The organism is Paenibacillus sp. FSL H8-0315, from assembly GCF_038005365.1.
Classification (GTDB): domain Bacteria; phylum Bacillota; class Bacilli; order Paenibacillales; family Paenibacillaceae; genus Paenibacillus_AQ; species Paenibacillus_AQ odorifer.
The window spans coordinates 6,022,065-6,043,281 of record NZ_JBBOTA010000001.1; the positions used below are offsets into that span (position 1 = coordinate 6,022,065).

Consider the following 21,217-nt stretch of genomic DNA (forward strand, 5'->3'; position numbering starts at 1 on the left):
TTAGGGTGTTGGAGATAGTTAATGGGGGAGAAAAGTTCGATGTTATGAAGCGAATGCTCTGAGACCAGTTCAGATCAGACCAGATCAAATCAAATCAAATTAAATCCAATCCAATCAAATCAAATTAGGTATGCTAGTGACATCTATGGGATAGCTGCGCAAGGGAATAATTGCACTTTATACAACTAAAACGCTAAAATAGCCATCTAAATGCGAAATAGTTGTACTTTGTACACTTAAACGCCTCAAAGATTAGATGAAGTGGAAAATCACTAAAAATAGTTGTATAAAGTGCAGTTAAAAAGGTGCTCAGAGTAACGTCGATATGAATAGTTGCACAAAGTACACTTAAACTCAGGTGGAATTCCTAACTGTGAGTTTAGGGTGTTGGAGCTAGTTAGTGGGGGAGAAAAGTTCGATGTTATGAAGCGAATGCTCTGAGATCAGACCAGACCAGACCAGACCAAATCAAATCAGATTAAATCAGACCAAATCATACCAAATCATACCTGATCTGATCGGACCAGGTATGCGAGGGATATCTATACGATAGCTGCGAAAGGGAATAATTGCACTTTATACAACTAAATCGCCGAAATAGCTATCTAAATGGGAAATAGTTGTACTTTGTACACTTAAAACGCCTCAAAGATTAGATAAAGTGGAAAATCACTAAAAATAGTTGTGTGAAGTGCAGTTAAAAGGTGCTCAGAGTAACGCCGATATAAATAGTTGCACAAAGTACACTTAAACTCGATTCTAACTCTGTAGTATTCATCAGCCTCACGTAAATACCAGCCGTTCTATGGATACTAATGAATAAATGTTTAGTGGAATGTGAGAATATTTGTTTTAAAAATGTAACGTGATGATCTCATGAGTTTCTTTTGACAAAAATCCCCGCAGCGCTTACCATTCAATATAGAAAGAAAGGAGAGGGTAGCCTTGAATTGGCTCGGATCATTGCAGCAATTGGGCAGAGCCATAATGCTTCCTACCATGGTACTGCCGGCGGCAGCCATTTTGCTGAGTTTGGGCAGCTTACCTTGGTCTGCATGGGGACTTTCTTCGGTGTCTGAAGTGGCTACTTACGCGGGGCAGGCAATATTTTATTATATGCCTTATTTGTTCGCTGTAGGTGTAGCATGGGGGTTATCCAATCAAGCCGGAACAGCGGGTCTTGCAGCGCTGGCTGGGATGTTCACTTACGACCGAATTGTCACCCAAATGGGAGACGGGCTTGTACAACCTGCAACACTAATCGGAATTTTGCTGGGGATCGTTGCCGGTGTCGCGCAAAACCGGTTTAAAAATATTAAGCTTCCAGAGGCGATCCAGTTTTTTGGAGGGTCGCGTTTTGTTTTGCTGTTCATGGGCTTGTTTTCTGCCGGGTTCGCATGGGTAATGTTAGGAATATCTCCGCTGCTGCAGATAGGGCTGGATAATCTTTTTCAGGGAATATTGCAGACGGGCGGGTTTGGTGTTTTTATCTATGGGGTCCTATATAGGGTTCTGACCGCTTTTGGACTACATCATATTCTTAATAATGTGTTTTGGTTTCAATTTGGGAATTTTACGACTCCTGATGGCAGTGCTGTGGTTCAGGGGGATTTGCCGCGTTTTTTTGCAGGTGATCCTACGGCGGGGATTTTTATGGCGGGGTTGTTTCCGATTATGATGTTTGCGCTGCCTGCCATTGCTTTTGCAATTATTCAGGAAGCGCGCGAGGATTTGAAGCCCAAGATTAAAAAGACTTTTGTGCGGGCGGCGTTGGTTTGTTTTCTGACCGGGGTTTCGGAGCAGATCGAATTTGCATTTTTATTTGCTTCTCCGTATTTATTCGCGGTACATACTGTAATGTCCGGTCTCGCTATGGTGTTGACCTACATGCTGGGAATCCATCACGGGTTCTCCTATTCGGCTGGAGCCATCGATTTCTTCTTGAACATGCATTTGTCACAGAGGGCTTGGCTGCTGATTCCGATTGGTATCGGCTACGGGATTGTATACTATAATTTATTTCGCTGGGCGATTCGCCGTTTTCAAATCCCGACACCGGGGCGTGAAGAAGGTTCAGAGCTTGGGGATTGGGCCGGCAATATCCCTTATCAGGCACCGCTGATCTTAGAGGCGCTTGGAGGCAAGGAGAATATTGTACAAGTGCAGTCCTGTATCACCCGTCTGCGGCTTACCGTTCATAATGACCGATATATAGATACTGGAGCGCTTAAAGGTTTAGGTTCTGCTGGGATTATCAAGCTGGGCGGCGGAAATGTCCAGGTAGTATTTGGCACGTATTCAGAACTGATCCGCGAGGAGATTAATAAGCTTATGCTTCGTGATTTACCGCAGGTGCTGTTCAGTTCGCCAATGCAGGGTAGAATGATGCCCATTGAGGAAGTGCCTGATCACATTTTTGCGGCTAAGCTAGTGGGCGATGGGGTTGCATTTTTGCCGGAAAAAGGGGAACTTACTTCACCCGTATTCGGGAAAGTTATGCACGTCTATCCTACAATGCATGCCGTGGGTATTTCGACACCGGAAGGGTTAGAGGTACTCATGCATATAGGGATCGACACTTCACAGCTCAAGGGACCCTTTGAGGCGGTTGTAAAAGAAGGCGACAGCGTGGAGCCAGGTCAATTGCTTGTTAAATTCGACCTCGCTTATTTGCGTGAACATGCGGCCTCATTGGCTACACCGATGGTGATCACGAATCCTGATCGAGTCAAATCATGGAGCTATGCTCCATTTAAAAATGTTAAAAAGGGGCAATCATCAGTAATGTCCGTAGTCTTACACGAAAGTAACGTTGGAGGGATTGAAGGATGATACAAGGCATAGGCGCAGCAGCAGGTGTAGCTATCGGGAAGGCCTTTGTCTTGCCGAACTGGGAATGGAGCTTACCGGATACACAAGTGAACCCAGTGGATCTAGCTAAGGAGTTTGAGCGTTTATACGAAGGTATCCGTACCTCTAAGGACGAGATTGAATTCATCAAAAAAGAGTTCAGAGAAGTGGTGGGTCCGGAGGAATCGAGTATTTTTGATGCTCATCTGGCGATCTTAGATGATCCTGTGTTCATGAGTGAAATCCGCGGGATCATTGAGCGCCAGTACAAGGCGGCAGAAGTAGCTGTGAAAGAAGCAATTGATCATTTTGTAGCGATGTTTGATCTGCTAGACGATGAGTACATGAAGGAGCGGGCGGTGGATATCAAGGATGTCGGAAACCGTCTTTTAAAACATCTTTTAGGTGCTCCAGAGGTTACGTTACCATCGGATACACAGCCATATATTCTTGTTGCGAAGGAGTTGTCTCCTTCCCAGCTAGCTCACTTGAATCCAACTTATGTTCTAGGTATTGTCACTATGATGGGCGGTAAAACCTCACATTCCTCCATTATGGCTCGTGCGCTAGGCATTCCTCTTGTAGCAGGCTTGGAGAATAATCTGTCTAATCCTATTCAGACCGGGGACATGCTTGTGATCGACGGTGATACCGGATCTGTACAAATCCATCCAGATGAACTTACGATAAATGAATACGTAGCGATTCGGGATAAACAGCATAAAAAGAAAGAGCAACTGGAACTGCTCGCCACCGTGGAGGCTGTTACCAAGGATGGTGTGAACCTGCGACTTGCCGGCAATATCAGTTCAGTTAAAGAACTCAACATAGCGCTTAAGTATGGAGCTGAAGGCGTAGGCCTGTTCCGCACGGAGTTTCTTTATATGGACCGCAGATCTTTTCCAACTGAGGATGAACAATTTGAAGTGTATAAACAGGTTGTCGAGAAGGTGGGCAATAACACTGTAGTGATTCGTACGCTGGATATTGGCGGGGACAAGCAGTTGGATTATATCCAGCTGCCTGAAGAGCAGAATCCTTTCCTTGGTTACCGGGCGATTCGCATCAGCTTGGACCGATTAGATATGTTCAAAACCCAGCTAAGTGCCATTTTGCGGGCAAGTGCATACGGGAATGTAAAGTTAATGTTTCCAATGATTTCTTCCGTAGAGGAAGTGCAGGCGGCAAAAGCTGTTTTAGAAGAAGTGAAAGCTGAGCTGGAGCAACGAGATATCCCTTTTAACCGGAATCTTCCTGTGGGTATTATGATTGAAGTTCCGGCGGCGGTTATGATTGCTGATTTACTGGCTGAGGAAGTTGACTTTTTCAGTATCGGCACTAATGATTTGGTTCAATATGTGTTAGCGGTAGACCGTATGAATGAACAAATTGCTCATATGTATCATCCGTACCATCCAGCGGTTCTGCGAATGATCCGTATGACGGTAGAAGCGGCACGTAATGCCAAGATTGATATCAGTGTATGTGGTGAAATGGCGGCGGATGAGCGTTCTTTGCCTCTTTGGCTGGAGCTGGGAATTAGAGATCTCAGTATGTCGCCGCAGGCGCTGCTGAAGGTTAAACACCGCACACTGAACACATTGGCCAAGGATGCCAAAAGAATCGCCAAAGCGTGTTTCCACCATCGTACAAGCTCAGAGACGGAAGAAATGTTAACTGCGTTTGCACAAAAAAGTGGTCTTACACTTGGATCAAGCGGGGAACTACAGGAGAAAGCCTCATCCTAAAGTTACTGTAACTTTTATTCAATTCATAACAAGGTTCGGCATTTTTGCCGAGCCTTTTTCTTTATTTATGCCATACTTTAAAAAAACAAAACCGTTTGCCCTGCGGCGCAGTCAATACATAGAGAGTTACACAGAACCGATTTAGATATAAAGGCAAGGGGGGAGGCAGGCCGAAAATGGATCACATTATAAATGATGAAATGGAAATGGCCGCTACGGACGAAGAGCTGTTTTATGAGCAAGTGGCTGGACAGAAAAGAAAACTTTATAGCATTGCTTACAGCTATTTGCGAAATGAAGCGGATTCGCTGGAGGTTTTGCAGGAGGCCACCTGCCGTGCATGGATTAAACGAAAAAGCTTAAAAGATGCGGAGCGTTTCGCTCCTTGGTTAACACGTATTTTGATTAATTGCTGTAATGATGAGCTGAAGCGCCGAAAGAGGAATACAGTCGCAGAAGCTGCTCGAAGTGATGAGGGGATCATGGAGATGAAAAGTGACCGCAGACTGGACATGGAACAAGCGCTGGATGGAGTGAAACCCAAATATCGCCAAGTGCTGGTGCTCAAATATTACAAGGATATGACCCTTGCCGAGATTACAGAGGTGCTGGATAAACCAGAGGGCACAGTGAAGACATGGCTGAATAAAGGATTAAAACAACTGCGTGACAAAATGAAGCGGAAGGGGGAGCTATTTTATGGCTGAGTCTGAAGAGAAGCTGCTTAAAGATTATTTTCAGAAAATCGATGCGGAGGCAGAAGAAATTCTGGATGTAAAACTGGACACCGCGATCCGCAAGGGGATGCAGCAAGGGAACCGTTCACGTTTGTCTTTTAGAAAAAAGTACGCTGTTGTTGTATTGGTAGTCTTGGCATTCGCCTTACTTATAATTGTGCCTTGGGCAAATCAGATGATAAATCCCGTACGTGCGCAATTACCTCCAAAAAGCTGGGGTCAGCTTGAAGTGTTTAGACCCGTTATTGCTAATAATCTGACGATTAAATCAGCACTTGATGCGGGAATGATGAAGGAGGTAAATATCTCTTCTCCTGAGGTGGACGGGATAACATGGACTGTTAATGGAATCATTGCAGACCGAAGAGGCATTGCTGTGCTTTATACAATCCAGAACAATACGGATCAGAAGATGCGGCTTTTTGGCTTGTCTTTGAAAAAGACTCCAGAGGATAAATACCACCTTAGTGGATACAGCGGGTTTAGCACTTCTAATGCACAAGAGGTTGGGTCCCCTGGGACGACTCGTATGTATGAGCAAATCATCTGGGATAAATATCAGGATGAGATACCAGAGGAGTTGAATATCACACTATCGCTTTTTCCAGATGCTCTTGGTCAAGTTTTTAATAACAAGGATATAAAAGAAATGGATGTCAAAATTCCACTGGAAGCTGATAACAATTATTTTCAAGGAGAGCTCGTTGATCTGAAGGATAGTCTGTCTATCGGTGGACAGAAAATTATAATGGACCAGGTTTATATTGGGCCTACAGGTATTTATATGCGACAAACCTTTGGCAGAGAGAATACAATGAGGATTTTCAGTTTGCTTTCACCTAAGCTCGTCCTCGGAAAAGGGGATCATCAAGAAGAACTAATGTGGGCAAGTGGTTCGAATATTTACCAAAATGACAATATGAGACCCGATGATCCAATCAAGCTTGAAATTGAGGGGATTTCAGCACTGGATAAATCTAAGGTGGAGTTAGTGATTAACACGGAAACCAAACAGATTCTGAAGGAACCTGATAGCTATCTCACGATTTCTAAACGGACCGCGGACGATGAGAAGGGGATTATATTATTGGATTTATTGATTCCCAAAAAAGTTGAGGAGTTGCATGAAGCAACCGGTTTTGGGATAGATGATAATTTTGTGGATAGTGCTGGAAGCGGACATTGGCTTGTACATGATTCTGAGAGTTATTCTAGATATAGAGAATACCGTGAAGACGCTAAGGGAACTACAATAACTTATTATCTTAACGTAGGCAAAGAAAAGCTGCCTCAACCTTTGACTTTTAGGTTTACAAATTATCCAAATATGATCATGGAGACGGATTCCATGCGGATTAGATAACCATCTGGATTTTAAACGCCTCAAATCAAAAGCCCTGTTCCTCAAATTGTGAGAAACAGGGCTTGTTTGATTTTAACTATATTCCTACTGTTTATTCCCCAGCTAGTGCATCGCAAAAGGCTTTGCCGTATGGCGGAAGATCTGGCGGGCGGCGAGCAGAAATGATATGTCCATCCGTAACCACAGCTTCATCCTTCCAGATGGCTCCGGCATTCTCCATGTCATCACGGATGCCTGGCGTGGAGGTGACGGTTACACCTTCCAGAATTTTAGCAGAAATTAATACCCAGCCTGCATGGCAGATCTGCCCAATCGGTTTTTTAGCCGCATTAAAATCCTGTACAAGCTTTAGAACGGCACTGTATCTACGGATTTTATCAGGAGCCCAGCCGCCTGGAACCAAAATCCCATCATAATCTGCGGCATTAAGCTCGTCCCAGGAGTATTCTGCTTTAGCAGGTACGCCATATTTACCGATGTACGTCTTATCTTTTTCCAGACCTGCCAAGTGAACCTCGGCACCTTCTTCTCTCACCCGATACACGGGATACCAGAGCTCCAAATCTTCAAATTCATCGTCTACGAGTGCTATGACCTTTTTACCGGCTAGTCTCATTTAGTTAAGCTCCTTTCGATTCCCATGATTCTTTCATTATTCTATCAAATTTAAAATATGAAGTCATCTTTAGGGATGTAAATTATAGACAAATTGCCAATTTAATCATTATATGCAATAAAGGAGGGTTTTAATCGAGTGGAGTCGAATATAGAAGTTGAAAAAGTCAAACTTTGTGCGTTATTAATTTTGTGCAAGAGGTGTAGAAGATGTATAAAGATAATTTGATGGAGAAGTTGTGCAGTTGTGGTGGCCTCATGAACTTACATATGCATTCTTTGATTTTTAATACGAAGATGAAGATTACTCATGTTCCTGTCTATACCTGCCCAGAATGCGCTAGTTATGAACCTTTGCAGTTTATTAAAGCAGATCTAGGCAAATTAGTAAAAGAACTCAGTGGAGATGATCCGGGAAAAGATTTTTTGTTTACGGAGAGAAATGAATTGGCCAGTGTATTAAAAGAATCCTTGTCAGAAACTATAATAGGGGGAATATCAGAACTAGAGACGATAATCCGAGAGAGGATTCAGACCCGAGTCGATATGCTTCTCGATATCTATCGTTTAGCTGAGAAGCTGTCAGACCAGCATTGGATGGAAGAAACTAGTCGAAGATTGTCTCAATTAACCTTCCAAATGACTGAAAATGAAGATTATAAAAAAATTGTGTGAAAATAATGAAAATTTTTCACGGAATGTTGGATTTTTCACTCACTTTTTGTTACGATAGATAGAAGTTACATTATTGATGCTCTTGGACAGGTTAACCAGCACTGGTCACAATTTTAATCCAGGGTGACGTTTTCAGCCTTGAAAGAAATTTTGAAAGGAAAATGAAGCGTTATCATTGCACAAATGTACAAAGTGTCGTATCATATTTTTAATTAGTCGAACGATAAAATTTATCGCAATGGAGAGAGTAATTTGACGGTAACCATTTACGATGTAGCTCGAGAAGCAGGCGTATCTATGGCTACGGTATCACGGGTTGTGAATAATAACCCTAACGTGAAACCGCAGACCCGGAAGAAAGTTTTTGAAGCGATTGAACGTTTGGGATATCGTCCCAATGCCGTGGCAAGAGGTCTTGCCAGTAAGAAAACGACAACCGTTGGGGTTGTCATCCCTGATATTTCAAACTCGATTTTTGCAGAAATTGCACGCGGGATTGAAGATATCGCGAACATGTATCATTACAATATCATATTGTGTAACGCGGATAAGCGTAAAGAGAAAGAAATTCGTGTCATTAATACCCTTTTGGAGAAACAGGTCGATGGTCTGCTCTTCATGGGTGGTACAGTAACTGACGAACATATTCAAGCTTTCCAGACTTCTGCAGTTCCGATTGTTCTATGTGCTACACGGGATGAGAAGGGAACTTATCCTTCCGTTGACATCGATCATGAAACCGCTGCTTTTGATGCTGTGAACACATTGATTCGTCACGGTCATCGTGAGATCGCTATGATCAGTGGCACACTGCAGGATCCTGCAAATGGATATGCACGTTTCCATGGTTACAAGAAAGCATTGGAACAGGCAGGAATCGAGTACCAAGAGGATTTGGTACGCATCGGTAACTACCGCTATGAATCTGGTGTAGAAGCAATGAAGTATTTCCTTGGACTCAAGAAGAAACCAACCGCTATTTTTGCGGCAACGGATGAAATGGCTATTGGTGCCATTCACAGTATTCAAGATGAAGGTCTGAAGGTACCGGATGATTTCTCCATCATTAGTGTGGATAATATTCGTATGGCTTCGATGGTTCGTCCTTTGCTGACAACCGTAGCTCAGCCTATGTACGATTTGGGCGCAGTTGCGATGAGACTTTTGACCAAGCTTATGAAGAAAGAAACCGTTGAGAATCCGCGGGTTATCCTGCCTCATGAAACGATTCTCCGCTTGTCGGTTAATCATCTAAATAAGTAATTTAAGAACTGAACAGTTATTCCGTAAAAAGCTCCTTATGGAGCTTTTTATGTTTTTATTTGCTAAATAAATCTTCAAAGGAGGTATTTACTGTGAGTGAAGTCATCGGATTAATCGGAGCTATGGATGAAGAAATCAAGCTGCTTCTAGAGGGTATGGAGGACAAGCGGACAAAAGTTAAAGCAGGTATACAATATTACATAGGAAACATATTAGGAAAATCCGTAGTGCTCTGTAAATCTGGCGTGGGTAAAGTAAATGCAGCAGTTACGACTCAGATTCTAATTGATAATTTTGGCGTATCCCGTGTGCTGTTTACGGGGGTTGCTGGAGCAGTACATCCAGAATTGAATATTGGAGATATTGTTATAGCATCTACATGTGTACAACATGACATGGATGCTACGGGGCTTGGGTTCGCAAGAGGCGAAATTCCTTATCAGGAGACTTCCGTCTTTCAGGCAGACCCTGCGCTAGTACAGCTTGCTGAGAAGGCATGCAATGAGCTAGGTCAAAAGTACTTGATAGGCAAGGTGTTATCTGGTGATCAATTCATTTCTAATGCGGAGATTGTAGCTGAATTAAGAGACCAAATGGATGGAGCTTGTGTGGAAATGGAAGGGGCGGCGGTTGCTCAAGTCTGTCATATGAACGCCACGCCCTTTGTCATCATTCGCTCCATGTCAGATAAGTCTGATGGATCAGCTGAGGTGAATTTCAGGGAATTTACAGTACAATCTTCACAACGCTCCCATTCCATATTAGAATTTATGCTGCAGCATATTTAATGATCAATACATAAAGCGTTGTCTAAAACGTACTCTGTCAAAGGTCTCCTGGGAGGACATGGGCACCTCTTGTCCAATGCGAACCATTAGGCAGTTAGCGGGATGTGAACAAATTTCTGGATCATCCGTAGCATACCAAACCATATTTACGGTTTTCATCAGCCGTTCCATCATCTGGCGATAGGCCCATACGTCCAGCCCACTGCCTTTTAAATCCCAGTGCCAGTAATACTCTGTTGTAAAAACAATACAATTCTCCAATTGCTCCCGCTCAAAAGCAGTAGAAACCAGCAGCCGGCCTAGTCCGGCCCCTCTATAATCATTACTCACCTCTATCGCTCCAAGCTCAATAAGATCCTCCATACCACCCTGTGACCATAACTCCATTTCATCTGGATAATGGAAGGTCACATAGCCTACTATAACGTCATTCTCTACTGCGGTAATTACACGGCCCTCTGGCAAGCTGGCGATCTCTACGAGCGCCTCTTGCTGCTCTAATGGCCTGCGGAAAGCATCAAGGTCCTGATGCATATGCAGGACTTCAAGGTCCTCGGGAGATCGGGGTCCGCTCACAGTTATCGTTCTACCCATATAGGAGAGAGTATGGGAAACAGGGATTTTGCGATGCTCCATGACAGTGCTCCTTTCAGATCAAAAAAATGGTATGTAAACGCTTGCTATGGTATACTAATTCAGACATAAAAAATTCACATTCATTGCATTGACATCATTATTTAAAACATGAGTCTTACCCTTAAAGCTTAAATCAAACGAGTGAGGGAGGCAAGAGTGATGGGTCAAGTCCATAGCGAAATTTTGCCGGGTCGTGTGCAGAGCTCCAATATGTCTGATTATGCGGAGGCAGTAGCCAATTTTGAGTGGGAGGATGTTGAACGTAATTTCTCATGGTATGAAACCGGCAAGGTTAATATGGCCTATGAAGCCGTTGATCGCCATGTGGATGAAGGGCGGGGAGCGGCAACGGCCCTACTCTACAGTGACACTGTACGGGAAGAATCCTATACATTTGCCGATCTGCAGGAGCGGTCGAACCGGTTCGGAAATGTATTGCGTAAATATGGCATCGGTAAAGGAGATAGGGTATTTATTTTTATGCCTCGCCAACCGGAACTGTATTTCAGTCTGCTAGGTATTCTCAAAATCGGAGCCATAGCAGGACCCTTATTTGAAGCCTTTATGGAAACAGCAGTTAAGGATCGTTTGGAGGATAGTGGGGCTGTTGCGCTGGTAACTACGCCAGAATTGCTGCATCGGGTCAAGCGAGAAGAGCTTCCTGAGCTGCGTCATATTTTTCTAGTAGGTGGAGCAACTGATATTGAGCAAGGAAACTTAGGATTCGCAGAAGAGATGGCTAACGTTTCTGCTGATCTTAATTTAGAATGGCTTGATTTGGACGATGGCCTTATTATGCATTATACTTCTGGTTCTACAGGTAAGCCCAAAGGCGTTTATCATGTGCATAGAGCAATGATTCAACATTATTATACAGGTAGAGTAGTGCTAGATCTACGTCAAGACGATATATACTGGTGTACGGCAGATCCTGGCTGGGTGACCGGAACTTCATACGGCATATTTGCCCCTTGGTTAAACGGGGTGACCAATGTAGTCAGAGGCGGCCGCTTTAGTCCTCAGGATTGGTATAAGACAATCGAACGGAATAAGGTATCTGTATGGTACAGCGCACCTACAGCTTTTCGTATGTTGATGGGTGCAGGGGAGCACTCTTTACAGGGGATTGATTTAAGCAGTTTGCGCCATGTTCTATCGGTTGGTGAACCGTTAAATCCGGAAGTGGTACGTTGGGGAGATAAATTTTACAATCAGCGTATTCATGATACTTGGTGGATGACTGAAACAGGGGCACAATTGATTTGTAATTATCCGTCAATGGATATCAAACCAGGCTCGATGGGCCGTCCGTTACCGGGGATTGAAGCAGCGATTCTGGATGACCGGGGAAATGTTCTCCCGCCTTTTTCTATGGGGAATCTTGCGATAAAAACTCCGTGGCCATCCATGATGAAAACGATCTGGAACAATCAGACGAAGTATGAGGAATATTTCCGGATTCCTGGCTGGTACATTTCTGGCGATTCAGCTTATATGGATGACGAAGGATACTTCTGGTTTCAGGGACGAATTGATGATGTCATCAACTCTTCTGGTGAGCGTATTGGTCCATTTGAAGTGGAAAGCAAATTAGTGGAGCATCCGGCAGTGGCAGAAGCGGGTGTAATCGGCAAACCGGATCTTGTGCGGGGGGAGATTATTAAGGCTTTTATCTCGCTTAGAGAAGGTTATACTCCAACTGCTGCCTTGAAAGAGGAGATCGCCGCTTTTGTCAAAGCGGGTCTGTCTGCACATGCTGCCCCGCGAGAAATCGAGTTTAAGGATAAACTTCCGAAGACACGATCAGGTAAAATTATGCGGCGTGTACTGAAGGCATGGGAGCTGCATCTACCGACAGGAGATCTATCCACGATTGAGGATTAGAATGAATTGTAAAAAAACACCGTTCCCGGATGAATTCATGGGAACGGTGTTTTGCTGTGTAAATTTATTTAATGATCTTTGGGTTAACGTGTCCCTGCATTATTACCTGCTGTGGTATTATTACTGCCCCCAGTACTGTTACCTCCGCCGACTGGTGTTTCCGTCGGTAGTAGCGGGAGAATGTTACCTGGATCCTCAATAATGTCTCCTGGTGTCGTCTCAGGCTCTGTAGGCGCCTCTGTACCAGGTTGTTGATCAGGTGTAGGAGTTGCTTCTGGTGTTGGTGTAATCCCTCCAGCAACGCTGCCAGAAGCCGTCTCATTACCTGCAACATCCACGGCGGTTACATAAAAGGTTGCATTAGCACTTGCAGGTGTACCCGGTGTGAATACCTTGTTCTCATCTGCCATGAGTATAGATTGCTTCTGGAAAGAACCTCCGTTTAATGAACGATATAAGCGGTATCCCACAACATCTGCCGAGCTGCTAGCGGAGAAGCTGATGACCGCTTTACCAGTGCTATAAGAGACGTTAACATTTCCGGGAGCAGCAGGGGAAGCCCCATCGTCCACACGTGGATCAACTTCTGTTGGGAAATCCGTCTTGGCATCGGCTGGCATATAATACTCCAGTGATTTATGATCCTTCATCTTAGGGAAGGCAGCCAGGAGTTCTTTGACTAATTCCTGTATCGGCTTCTCACGTTTAACGACGATTTTTTCCTTTAGGAACTCCTCTGGAGTGCCTTCCAACGGGATATAATTGACGCCTTTGTAAGTAATATACTTGGCTTTGGAAATCCCGTCGTCGCTCTCTTTTGGCACATATTTTGTATTAAATATATCCGTTGTGAATTTATCAGTCAGGGATGTTGGCAATTTGCCGCTATATGCGGAAACTGTCTTTTTGATAATTCCCTCAGGTTGTGCAAATTTGTCTGTGACGAATAGTTCCGGCTGCTTATCAATGACAGCATTCAACACTTTTGCCCATAATGTTTGGGCTTGACGTTTTTGTGTATCTCCCGTAAGAGTGTTGATTTGCTCTTTGTAGCCGACCCACATTCCCAGTGTGACATCAGGAGTGTAGCCCATAAACCATACGTCTCCATAATTCTGGGTAGATCCAGTCTTACCGACAATCGGAATTTCTTTAGAGTGTTTATATTCTCTTTTTACTGTGCTGGCTGTACCCTCTGTAATTACAGTTCGCAGCATATCTGTCATTAGGTAAGCTGTTTGCTTAGAGAATACTTGCTCAGGATTAACCTTGTGCTGATAGATAATTTTGCCCTCTGAATTGACGATTTTCTCAATCATGTAGGCATCATTAAAAGCTCCTTGGTTACCGATAGCGGAATAGGCATTGGTTAACTCTTCTACGGATACTCCGTATTTCAGACCGCCTATAACCCCAGTCTGCGCGCTGTAATCATCATCTGTGAGGGTGGAGATCCCCAGCTTTTTAGTAAAGGCCCAAGATTTCTCTATTCCGACCTTTTCATTAAACAGCTTAAGCGCAGGCAAGTTGAGCGATTTGTTAAGTGCGTAACGGGCAGTGACCAGACCTTGATAGCGATTATTGGCATTCTTAGGAATGTGGAATCCTTTTCCGCCGTCTTTTAGAATAATTGGCGCGTCATCCACAATCCCGGCAGGCTGAATCAGCCCTGCATCTAAGGCTGGTAAATAAGCTGAAATTGGCTTCATAGTCGATCCGGGCTGACGGATCATTTGGGTAGCATAATTCATCTGCTCAATATTGAAGTCGCGACCCTCAATCATGCCGAGAATGGCTCCGCTTTTGTTGTCGATTAACATGCCAGCCGTTTGTTCCATACCTTTGGTTTTGCTGTCTTTAGTAAAATTATTGCTGTCTTCTGAGACACTATGCATTGCATTGTAAACTTTTTTATCAATGGTTGTGTAGACTCGATAACCGCCGGTCATGAGCTGCTGTCTTGCTTCCTCAAGTAACACGGCATTGTCAGTAGTGCTATTGGCATCCGTTGTGCCATTTTTCTCTTCATTCAATGATAGAAGGATCTCGGATGCTTTACGCTCAGTCTCCATCATCAGATATGGATAGGTAGCATAGGCTTTTTTGGTGTGCGGCGCCAGAGAACTCTTGATATCAAATTGAAGGGCTTCATCATATTGAGAGGTAGTAATCTTATTCTCTTCAAGCATACGACGAAGTACAAGATGTTGACGGTCCATAGCTCTGTTGAAAGCTTTTTCGTTGAATTCACCTATGCCATTAAATGCAGAATAAGTGGAAGGGAGCTGCGGAAGACCAGCCAAATAAGCTGCTTGAGCCACGTTCAATTTGTCCAGATCGTCTAGACCGAATATTCCCTTGGCTGCTGCTTTAATTCCGAATACATTGTAGCCATTCGAGCCATTGCCGAAAGGAACCTTATTCAGATAAGCCGTTAATATTTCTTGCTTGGTCAAGAAGCGTTCCAATCTAAGAGAAAGTAGAATTTCTTTTACTTTGCGATCTTCTGTCCGATCCAGATTCAGGAATACACGTCTTGCGAGCTGCTGGGTGAGTGTACTGCCTCCGGTCTGAACGGATTCATTGAGAAGCTTTTGTTTGACGGCACGTAAGGTGCCTTTGAAATCCACGCCATTATGCTCATTAAAATTATTGTCCTCTATAGCGAGAACTGCATCGATAATAAGCTGGGGGATATCGTTGAATTCAATGAGCCTTCGGTCTTCTTCTGTCCGAAGCTGGCCGATCGGTGCGCCGTCTCGGAAATAAGCGAATCCGGTGATCGCATTTTGACTGACCTGCTGCTGAATCATTTCTTCGGAGCGAACAGGTTCATCCTTCACAATGGAAGCGACATAGCCTGCTACAGCACCACCGGCAAATAGAACGCCTATTATTCCAAGAATAAACATCCACTTAACTACAGAACCGAACCTGCTTAGGGCGGATCTGCGGGGTGAAGGCTTCTTAGCGTTTTTTTTCTTGTTCTCTTGAGCCATCGACGATAATTCCTCCTTTTAACGGAATTATTATAGCATAAATTGGCGTTTTTGAATGCGCTTCTACCTGATTCTCATGGTCTTAAGATTCGACTTTTGTGCAAAAATTATAAATAAAGTAATTTAGGGTATGATTTGCGGAAGCGTAACCTTCTACAAACGGCATGGAATTTAGGATATTGACATAACAAAAAGCCCCCGGATTAATCCGGAGGCTTTGGTCATACCTGCTAAAAGCGAGATATTAACGGTTGTAGAACTCGACGATTTGTTTCTCATCGATATCCTGGGAAAGCTCGGAACGTTCTGGCAAACGAATATATTTACCTTCGAAAGATCCTTCAGCATATTCCAGGTAAGCTGGAAGGTGGTTACGGTTAGCAAGAGCTTCTTTAATGGAAGCCATGCCTTGGCTCTTCTCGCGAAGACCGATAACGTCGCCCAAGCTTACACGGTAAGAAGCGATGTCGACTTTTTTGCCGTTTACAGTTACGTGTCCGTGGGATACCAACTGACGTGCTCCAGCACGGGAGTTAGCAAATCCAAGACGGTAAACTAGGTTGTCCAAGCGGCTTTCAAGCAAGAACATGAAGTTTTCGCCCGCAAGACCTGGAAGTTTTTGTGCTTTAGCGAAGAGAGTACGGAATTGTTTCTCTCCCAAGCCGTACATGTGACGCAGTTTTTGTTTTTCCAAAAGCTGCATTCCGTAGTTACTTACTTTTCTGCGTTGGTTAGCGCCGTGTTGTCCTGGTGGGAAAGGGCGTTTCAGGTCTTTGCCTGTACCGCTAAGGGAAATGCCCAGACGGCGGCTGAGTTTGAATTTAGGTCCGGTGTAACGTGCCATGTTATAGTAGACTCCTTTATATTTGAAATTTCAGGTTAGGGCTCTATTTGCGCCGCATTTCGTATCCGTGATTAGCATTATTGGCTTCCACACTACCAGGGAAGTTCAGCCGCTGCCCTGGCAGTAACGAAATGCGTGAGGGTGACACAACGTTACGCCCAAGTAAGACTTGTTACAGTCTTGTTCAACAATAAATATTATATGAAAGTAGCATATAAAGTCAAGCGCATATTAAAAGAGTTTTTGTCATTCTTTGTCGTTAGTTCTTTGGTCCTAAAAAAAATCCCGGAAATAAGGAAAATATAATGCAATACACAAAGAAAGGGAGTAAAATATAGTTAATTAGATGTTAATTGGGAAGGTTTTTTTTCTTAAATGAGAAGCAAAGGGGATCTTCGTTATGTCAGAACAGAAAGCATACGCTTCTCAAGACAGTCGTATGCTGATACAGGACAAATTGCACACTAGTAGAGATTCCGAAGATCCCACCGCCTGGCTTAGGGAAACGGAAATAGTGTCCCATGACTTCCCATATTTGGCCAATCTGATTGCAGACAGCTTCGAGGAATGGATCGATGGGCTAGAGGCTCTACCATTCGCTAAATCATGGGATTGGTGTGTGCTGAATTTTGAAGGCAGATATTTTGCTAATATTGCCGATCAGCAAGAACGATGGAGGCACCAATGGGAGCAAGCGGCTGCAGCTAGTTTACTTTCTGGCGCAACCTCATCTGTTCAACTTACGGTGCAGGGTCAGGATATGAGCTTTTTTACTATACCGCTCATCACTCGCGTTGACAAAGAAATTTTTGCCTTCCTGGGCTGTGCTATGCCGACACAACAATATTTAATGGGTGGACGAGATACTGCTGAGGCTATATCTTTGCAGTACCGGACCATATTCTATCATAAGTTTGAACATATTTTTGTAACTGATCTTGCGAGTGTTCATCAACATGCTGAACGTGAGAGCAATCGCCGCTCCTTGTTATTTCAGATCGTTCAGCGGATGCATGACAATATTGATGTGAACGCTGTGCTTACGGAGGTTATAGATAGCATTTCTGCAATGTACCCTGGTGCCAGGCTTGAGCTGTTTATGTCGCAAGATCACCGCAGCACTCATCCGCAGGTCAAACCTTTACCGTTTCAGATGTCCAGTGATGATGTCTGCGCTAGAGCATTTAAAGACGGCCGTGTTGCTCTGAACACCAACACTGAAGATCAACACATTGTAGAGATTGGTCTTCCGCTAGGCGGGAAGCAAGGGGTTTATGGCGTATTCCACATGGTGATGGATAACTCGATCTTTATGGATGTAGATTTACGGTTTCTCTCGATGGTGGCGGATACCGCAGGTACTGCTTTTGAGAATGCCAAGCTGTATGAACGCTCCAATCAGCTCATTCGTGAGCTGCGTATGAGTAACGAACTTACACAACGGCTGAATCAGAGCTTGCGTTTAGGGGATATTTTTCAATTTGCGTTTGAAGAGCTGCTTGAGATGTTTGGCGCTGACTACTGCTGTATTTTACATATGAACGAAGAAAAGGGCGGGCTAGAGGTTATTGCTTGCAATCATTCCTCCTTGCAAAATGAAATTTTAGAAGTAGGACAAGGTTTAGGCGGGAAGGTCTATACTACTGGGGAATCATTAATCATGTCTAACTACATAGATAATCCTAATACTACTTCTCGTTTAATGAATGCTACCGGGTCGCAGTCGCTGATTGCCACACCTTTAAGTGTAGGTGGTGAAGTGCGTGGTGCCATCATGTTGGCGCATCGCGATGCCCATTATTTCTCTTATGACAATTACAGATTGCTTCAGGCGATGGCGGGGCATATTGGACTAGCTGTAGGGAATGCAAGGCTGCATGCCGAAGTTAGACGTTTAGCGAACAGAGATAGCCTAACTGGACTTTATGCTCGTCATTATCTGGACGAAGAAATAAAGGAACGGCAGTCTACAGATTTTTGCGGTTGCTTAATTGTTGTGGATATCGATCAGTTCAAGATGGTGAATGATACCTATGGTCATCAAAAGGGCGACAAGATCTTAAAAGAGGTCAGTGAAATTGTGAAGTCCTCCATCCGTCAAGGGGATATTGCTGCGAGGTGGGGTGGAGAAGAACTGTCGGTCTATTTACCATTAATGGGAGTAGAACAGGCAGTAAATGTGGCTGAACGTATTCGTAAGCGAGTGATGAATGAGACCGAACCTAATGTAACAGTGTCCTGCGGTATAGCAGAATGGAGCTGGATGGACGAACGTGTAAGCGTCGAATCCCTGTTCTATCGAGCAGATATGGCACTGTATAAAGCTAAGAACAATGGGCGTAACCAAGTGATCGTTGACACTAAAGAGAATGGCAGCGGTGTGAAGGGATTGCCTCATAAGTAAAAAAAATAGCAGAGCAGCGGTTCTCCCGTTATTGGAGAGTCGCTGCTTTTTGTTTTGGCAGATGGCTGGTTGCTTCGACTGTGTATCCATCATGCTGCGAGGCTTGCGGACTCAGCTGACGTTATTGGCGTGTATTTTGCCTTTGGGGCATGTTTTCGGACACCAGAGACACTATTGCTTAGTAATGGGGGCATATCGGGCGCATTTCGGGTCAATAGCTGCAATGGAGTCCGTTGGTATGGGAAATATCGGGAAATGCTGCGTTAAGGGTCAGCTGTGTCCGATAGAGATAACGGCGTGGCGACTGGCAGCGGTCATATTCGCGCATTGGCATTTGAACAGCGGTTCTCCCGTAATAAGGAGTTGCTGCTCATTGTTTTTAATAGTTGGCTGGCGCTTCGACTGTGTATCAAATATGCCGCTGCGATGCATTCGGACCCATATGGCGCTATTGGCATGATTTTAGCTTTTTAAGTGAGGTTTCGGATACCAGAGACGCTATTGCTTGGAAAAGGACTCATTTTGTGCGTTTTTAAGGTCAATAGCTGCGCTGGTGTCCGTTGGTATGGGAAATATCGGGAAATGCTGCGTTAAGAGTCAGCTGTGTCCGATAGAGACAACGGGGTGGCGATTGGCAGCGGTAATATTCGCACATCGGCATTTGACCAGCGGTTCTCCCGTAATAAGGAGTTGCTGGTCATTGTTTTGTTAGTTGGCTCGCTGCTTCGACTGGTGTATTCATCATGCTGCGAGGCCTTCGGACCCAGATGACGTTATTGGCATGATTTTAGCTTTTTAAGCAAGATTTCGGACACCAGAGACGCTATTGCTTGGAAAAGGACTCATTTTGTGCGTTTTTAAGGTCAATTGCTGCGCTGGAGTCCGTTGGTATGGGAAATATCGGGAAATGCTGCGTTAAGGGTCAGCTGTGTCCGTTAGAGATAACGGTGCGGCAACTGGCATCGGTAATATTCGCACATCGGCATTTGACCAGCGGTTCTCCCGTAATTGGAGAGTCGCTGGTCATTGTTTTTGATAGTTGGTTGGCTGCTTCGACTGTGTATCAAATATGCCGCTGCGATGCATTCGGACCCAGATGACGTTATTAGCATGATTTTAGCTTTTTAAGCAAGGTTTCGGACACCAGAGACGCTATTGCTTGGAAAAGGACTCATTTTGTGCGTTTTTAAGGTCAATAGCTGCGCTGGAGTCCGCTGGCATACGAAATACCGCAAAATACTGTAATTAAGGTCAGCTGTGTCCGATAGAGACAACGGCGCGGCGACTGGCAGCGGTAACTTCGTGAGTCTGAAGGTGGTATGTACTGACATTCAGAAGCAAGCGACGAATGCGCATAAGTTAGAGCAATGTATGGAAACCGATTACAGCAACGTATTTGCATCTGTATAAGGCGCGCAGGAAGGGAGAACCCTATAGTGGGCTGTAAAGTAAAATACTCCAAGAAAGGCCTGATGACCGTGAGAAAGTCATTATTACTGAAGGGGTTAGTTCTTATGATTTTTACCTTGTCCTGCGTGTTCAACAGCGGTTGCAGCGTTATTAGAGACAAACCAGCCAAGGAAGATCTAAGTTTGGTGTTAGCGGGTATAACGGGCAGCGATGGGGTTACTTTTAAAGGGTCAACCATGCTTACAAAAGGTGGAAAGACCGTTCCGGAATCCATGATATTTTACGAAGGCACAGTACAGGACCATAAGAAGGTCAATCTGTATACACTGCTTCCTGATAAATCCTCAGCCACAAAAAAATCAGCAAATAGCGCTAAAGATTTAAAAAGCAGCATCACTTCTATGAAAGCTTTCCATAGTCAGCTAGAGAAAAAAGAGGGGGAATGGGTAGCGTTGACCACCGAAGGTTCCTCTGAGGACGGAAATCCGCTTGTTTTGCTTAATCCGTTGAAACAGCTGGAGGAGCTGCAATCCATGGAGGCTAATGTGACTGAAGATGCGGGTGCAGGCAGAGGGACAAATGTGCTGCGGATCGAGCTGACGCCTGCTGAGGCCAGAAAGCAGCTGACTGCTGAATTGGAAAAAGAGATGCAAGACCTTCGACCTGAAACACCAGATTCTGCAGGAAAAATAACAAAGAACGATCAGGCGGTTACGCAAGCTTTGATGGAGCTATGGGAGAAGAAAAATAATGAATTACAGCAAAAGCTGAAACAAGCTAATGTTGAAACTGTCTACCATTTAACCGTTGATACAAAACATAATCTGCCGAGAAAGCTCACCTTAAATCGTAAGGTTACCTATTCGGAAGCGGGGAATGAATCTGATAATGAAACTTATGTATCACAGGTGAATTTTTCAGGCTTTCGTTGATTTTCACATTATCCCACAGGTCTTGCGCTCCATACAGGGCGTGCTACAATAGAAAAGCTTGCTTATTTT

At 44.3% G+C, this 21,217-nt stretch carries 17 protein-coding genes; 13 read left to right on the forward strand and 4 right to left on the reverse strand.

Annotation, left to right across the window (positions count from 1 at the left end; translation table 11 throughout):
- The first annotated feature begins 945 nt into the window (after window positions 1-945).
- The 4 genes from MHB56_RS26140 (at window position 946) to MHB56_RS26155 (ending at window position 6,698) form a co-directional block, all read left to right on the forward strand.
- The gene (locus MHB56_RS26140) at window positions 946-2,832 is read left to right on the forward strand and encodes a glucose PTS transporter subunit IIA (protein WP_036686132.1); all 1,887 of its coding nucleotides are present in this window, start codon (window positions 946-948) and stop codon (window positions 2,830-2,832) included.
- Complete coding sequence (ptsP, locus tag MHB56_RS26145; protein ID WP_036686134.1) at window positions 2,829-4,598, forward strand: phosphoenolpyruvate--protein phosphotransferase; 1,770 nt, start codon at window positions 2,829-2,831, stop codon at window positions 4,596-4,598. The genes MHB56_RS26140 and ptsP overlap by 4 nt, the downstream gene beginning before the upstream one ends.
- Before the next feature lie 176 nt (window positions 4,599-4,774).
- Window positions 4,775-5,305, forward strand: coding sequence for a sigma-70 family RNA polymerase sigma factor (locus tag MHB56_RS26150; RefSeq protein WP_341144178.1), 531 nt, complete (start codon window positions 4,775-4,777; stop codon window positions 5,303-5,305).
- Window positions 5,298-6,698 carry a DUF4179 domain-containing protein gene (locus tag MHB56_RS26155; RefSeq protein ID WP_341144179.1) on the forward strand — a complete coding sequence of 467 codons (1,401 nt, stop codon included), beginning with the start codon at window positions 5,298-5,300 and terminating at the stop codon, window positions 6,696-6,698. The genes MHB56_RS26150 and MHB56_RS26155 overlap by 8 nt, the downstream gene beginning before the upstream one ends.
- 91 nt (window positions 6,699-6,789) lie before the next feature.
- On the opposite strand, the gene MHB56_RS26160 is transcribed toward MHB56_RS26155, so the two are convergent.
- Entirely contained in the window at window positions 6,790-7,314 is a 525-nt protein-coding gene (locus MHB56_RS26160; RefSeq protein WP_076189861.1) for a type 1 glutamine amidotransferase domain-containing protein, read from the reverse strand.
- Between the two features lie 209 nt (window positions 7,315-7,523).
- On the opposite strand from MHB56_RS26160, the gene MHB56_RS26165 reads away from it, so the two are divergent.
- From MHB56_RS26165 to MHB56_RS26175, 3 genes are all read left to right on the forward strand, one after another.
- Window positions 7,524-7,988: a hypothetical protein gene (locus tag MHB56_RS26165; RefSeq protein WP_076129122.1), complete on the forward strand. Its 465-nt coding sequence runs from the start codon at window positions 7,524-7,526 to the stop codon at window positions 7,986-7,988.
- 252 nt (window positions 7,989-8,240) lie between these two features.
- Window positions 8,241-9,251, forward strand: a complete 1,011-nt coding sequence (gene ccpA / locus MHB56_RS26170; protein WP_036686140.1) for a catabolite control protein A — start codon at window positions 8,241-8,243, stop codon at window positions 9,249-9,251.
- Between the two features lie 92 nt (window positions 9,252-9,343).
- Entirely contained in the window at window positions 9,344-10,039 is a 696-nt protein-coding gene (locus MHB56_RS26175; protein WP_076183358.1) for a 5'-methylthioadenosine/adenosylhomocysteine nucleosidase, read from the forward strand.
- Window positions 10,040-10,042: 3 nt separating this feature from the next.
- Here the strand turns inward: MHB56_RS26175 and MHB56_RS26180 are convergent, their stop codons facing one another.
- On the reverse strand, window positions 10,043-10,675 hold the full coding sequence (locus MHB56_RS26180; protein ID WP_341144180.1) for a GNAT family N-acetyltransferase: 633 nt from the start codon (window positions 10,673-10,675) through the stop codon (window positions 10,043-10,045).
- 159 nt (window positions 10,676-10,834) lie between these two features.
- Between MHB56_RS26180 and acsA the strand changes: the two genes are divergently transcribed.
- Window positions 10,835-12,559: an acetate--CoA ligase gene (acsA, locus tag MHB56_RS26185; RefSeq protein WP_076129125.1), complete on the forward strand. Its 1,725-nt coding sequence runs from the start codon at window positions 10,835-10,837 to the stop codon at window positions 12,557-12,559.
- An 83-nt stretch (window positions 12,560-12,642) separates the two neighbouring features.
- Here acsA and MHB56_RS26190 read toward each other — a convergent pair whose 3' ends face one another.
- Both MHB56_RS26190 and rpsD read right to left on the reverse strand, forming a co-directional pair.
- A complete protein-coding gene (locus MHB56_RS26190; protein ID WP_341144181.1) occupies window positions 12,643-15,558 on the reverse strand; it encodes a transglycosylase domain-containing protein in 2,916 nt (971 codons plus the stop codon).
- Window positions 15,559-15,802: 244 nt separating this feature from the next.
- Window positions 15,803-16,402 carry a 30S ribosomal protein S4 gene (rpsD, locus tag MHB56_RS26195; RefSeq protein ID WP_036686147.1) on the reverse strand — a complete coding sequence of 200 codons (600 nt, stop codon included), beginning with the start codon at window positions 16,400-16,402 and terminating at the stop codon, window positions 15,803-15,805.
- A gap of 400 nt (window positions 16,403-16,802) precedes the next feature.
- Here rpsD and MHB56_RS26200 point away from each other — a divergent pair, with 400 nt between their 5' ends.
- The 5 genes from MHB56_RS26200 to MHB56_RS26220 all read left to right on the forward strand — a co-directional run bounded on the left by MHB56_RS26200 (window position 16,803) and on the right by MHB56_RS26220 (window position 21,148).
- Window positions 16,803-18,806 (forward strand): sensor domain-containing diguanylate cyclase, encoded by a 2,004-nt coding sequence (locus tag MHB56_RS26200; protein ID WP_076219420.1) that lies wholly within the window; start codon window positions 16,803-16,805, stop codon window positions 18,804-18,806.
- A 297-nt stretch (window positions 18,807-19,103) separates the two neighbouring features.
- Window positions 19,104-19,280, forward strand: a complete 177-nt coding sequence (locus MHB56_RS26205) for a hypothetical protein (protein WP_341144182.1) — start codon at window positions 19,104-19,106, stop codon at window positions 19,278-19,280.
- Window positions 19,281-19,409: 129 nt separating this feature from the next.
- Complete coding sequence (locus MHB56_RS26210) at window positions 19,410-19,577, forward strand: hypothetical protein (RefSeq protein WP_341144183.1); 168 nt, start codon at window positions 19,410-19,412, stop codon at window positions 19,575-19,577.
- Between the two features lie 486 nt (window positions 19,578-20,063).
- A complete protein-coding gene (locus MHB56_RS26215; RefSeq protein ID WP_175618950.1) occupies window positions 20,064-20,216 on the forward strand; it encodes a hypothetical protein in 153 nt (50 codons plus the stop codon).
- Window positions 20,217-20,320: 104 nt separating this feature from the next.
- Complete coding sequence (locus tag MHB56_RS26220) at window positions 20,321-21,148, forward strand: hypothetical protein (protein ID WP_341144184.1); 828 nt, start codon at window positions 20,321-20,323, stop codon at window positions 21,146-21,148.
- Window positions 21,149-21,217 lie beyond the last annotated feature (69 nt).

Excerpts from the sequence above, each read along its gene's own strand:
- ptsP (WP_036686134.1), top strand. The coding sequence starts at position 2,829 with ATGATACAAGGCATAGGCGCAGCAGCAGGTGTAGCTATCGGGAAGGCC.
- rpsD (WP_036686147.1), bottom strand. The coding sequence starts at position 16,402 with ATGGCACGTTACACCGGACCTAAATTCAAACTCAGCCGCCGTCTGGGC.
- MHB56_RS26150 (WP_341144178.1), top strand. The coding sequence starts at position 4,775 with ATGGATCACATTATAAATGATGAAATGGAAATGGCCGCTACGGACGAA.
- acsA (WP_076129125.1), top strand. The coding sequence starts at position 10,835 with ATGGGTCAAGTCCATAGCGAAATTTTGCCGGGTCGTGTGCAGAGCTCC.
- MHB56_RS26200 (WP_076219420.1), top strand. The coding sequence starts at position 16,803 with ATGTCAGAACAGAAAGCATACGCTTCTCAAGACAGTCGTATGCTGATA.
- MHB56_RS26165 (WP_076129122.1), top strand. The coding sequence starts at position 7,524 with ATGTATAAAGATAATTTGATGGAGAAGTTGTGCAGTTGTGGTGGCCTC.
- MHB56_RS26220 (WP_341144184.1), top strand. The coding sequence starts at position 20,321 with ATGATTTTTACCTTGTCCTGCGTGTTCAACAGCGGTTGCAGCGTTATT.
- MHB56_RS26155 (WP_341144179.1), top strand. The coding sequence starts at position 5,298 with ATGGCTGAGTCTGAAGAGAAGCTGCTTAAAGATTATTTTCAGAAAATC.
- MHB56_RS26190 (WP_341144181.1), bottom strand. The coding sequence starts at position 15,558 with ATGGCTCAAGAGAACAAGAAAAAAAACGCTAAGAAGCCTTCACCCCGC.
- MHB56_RS26180 (WP_341144180.1), bottom strand. The coding sequence starts at position 10,675 with ATGGAGCATCGCAAAATCCCTGTTTCCCATACTCTCTCCTATATGGGT.
- MHB56_RS26160 (WP_076189861.1), bottom strand. The coding sequence starts at position 7,314 with ATGAGACTAGCCGGTAAAAAGGTCATAGCACTCGTAGACGATGAATTT.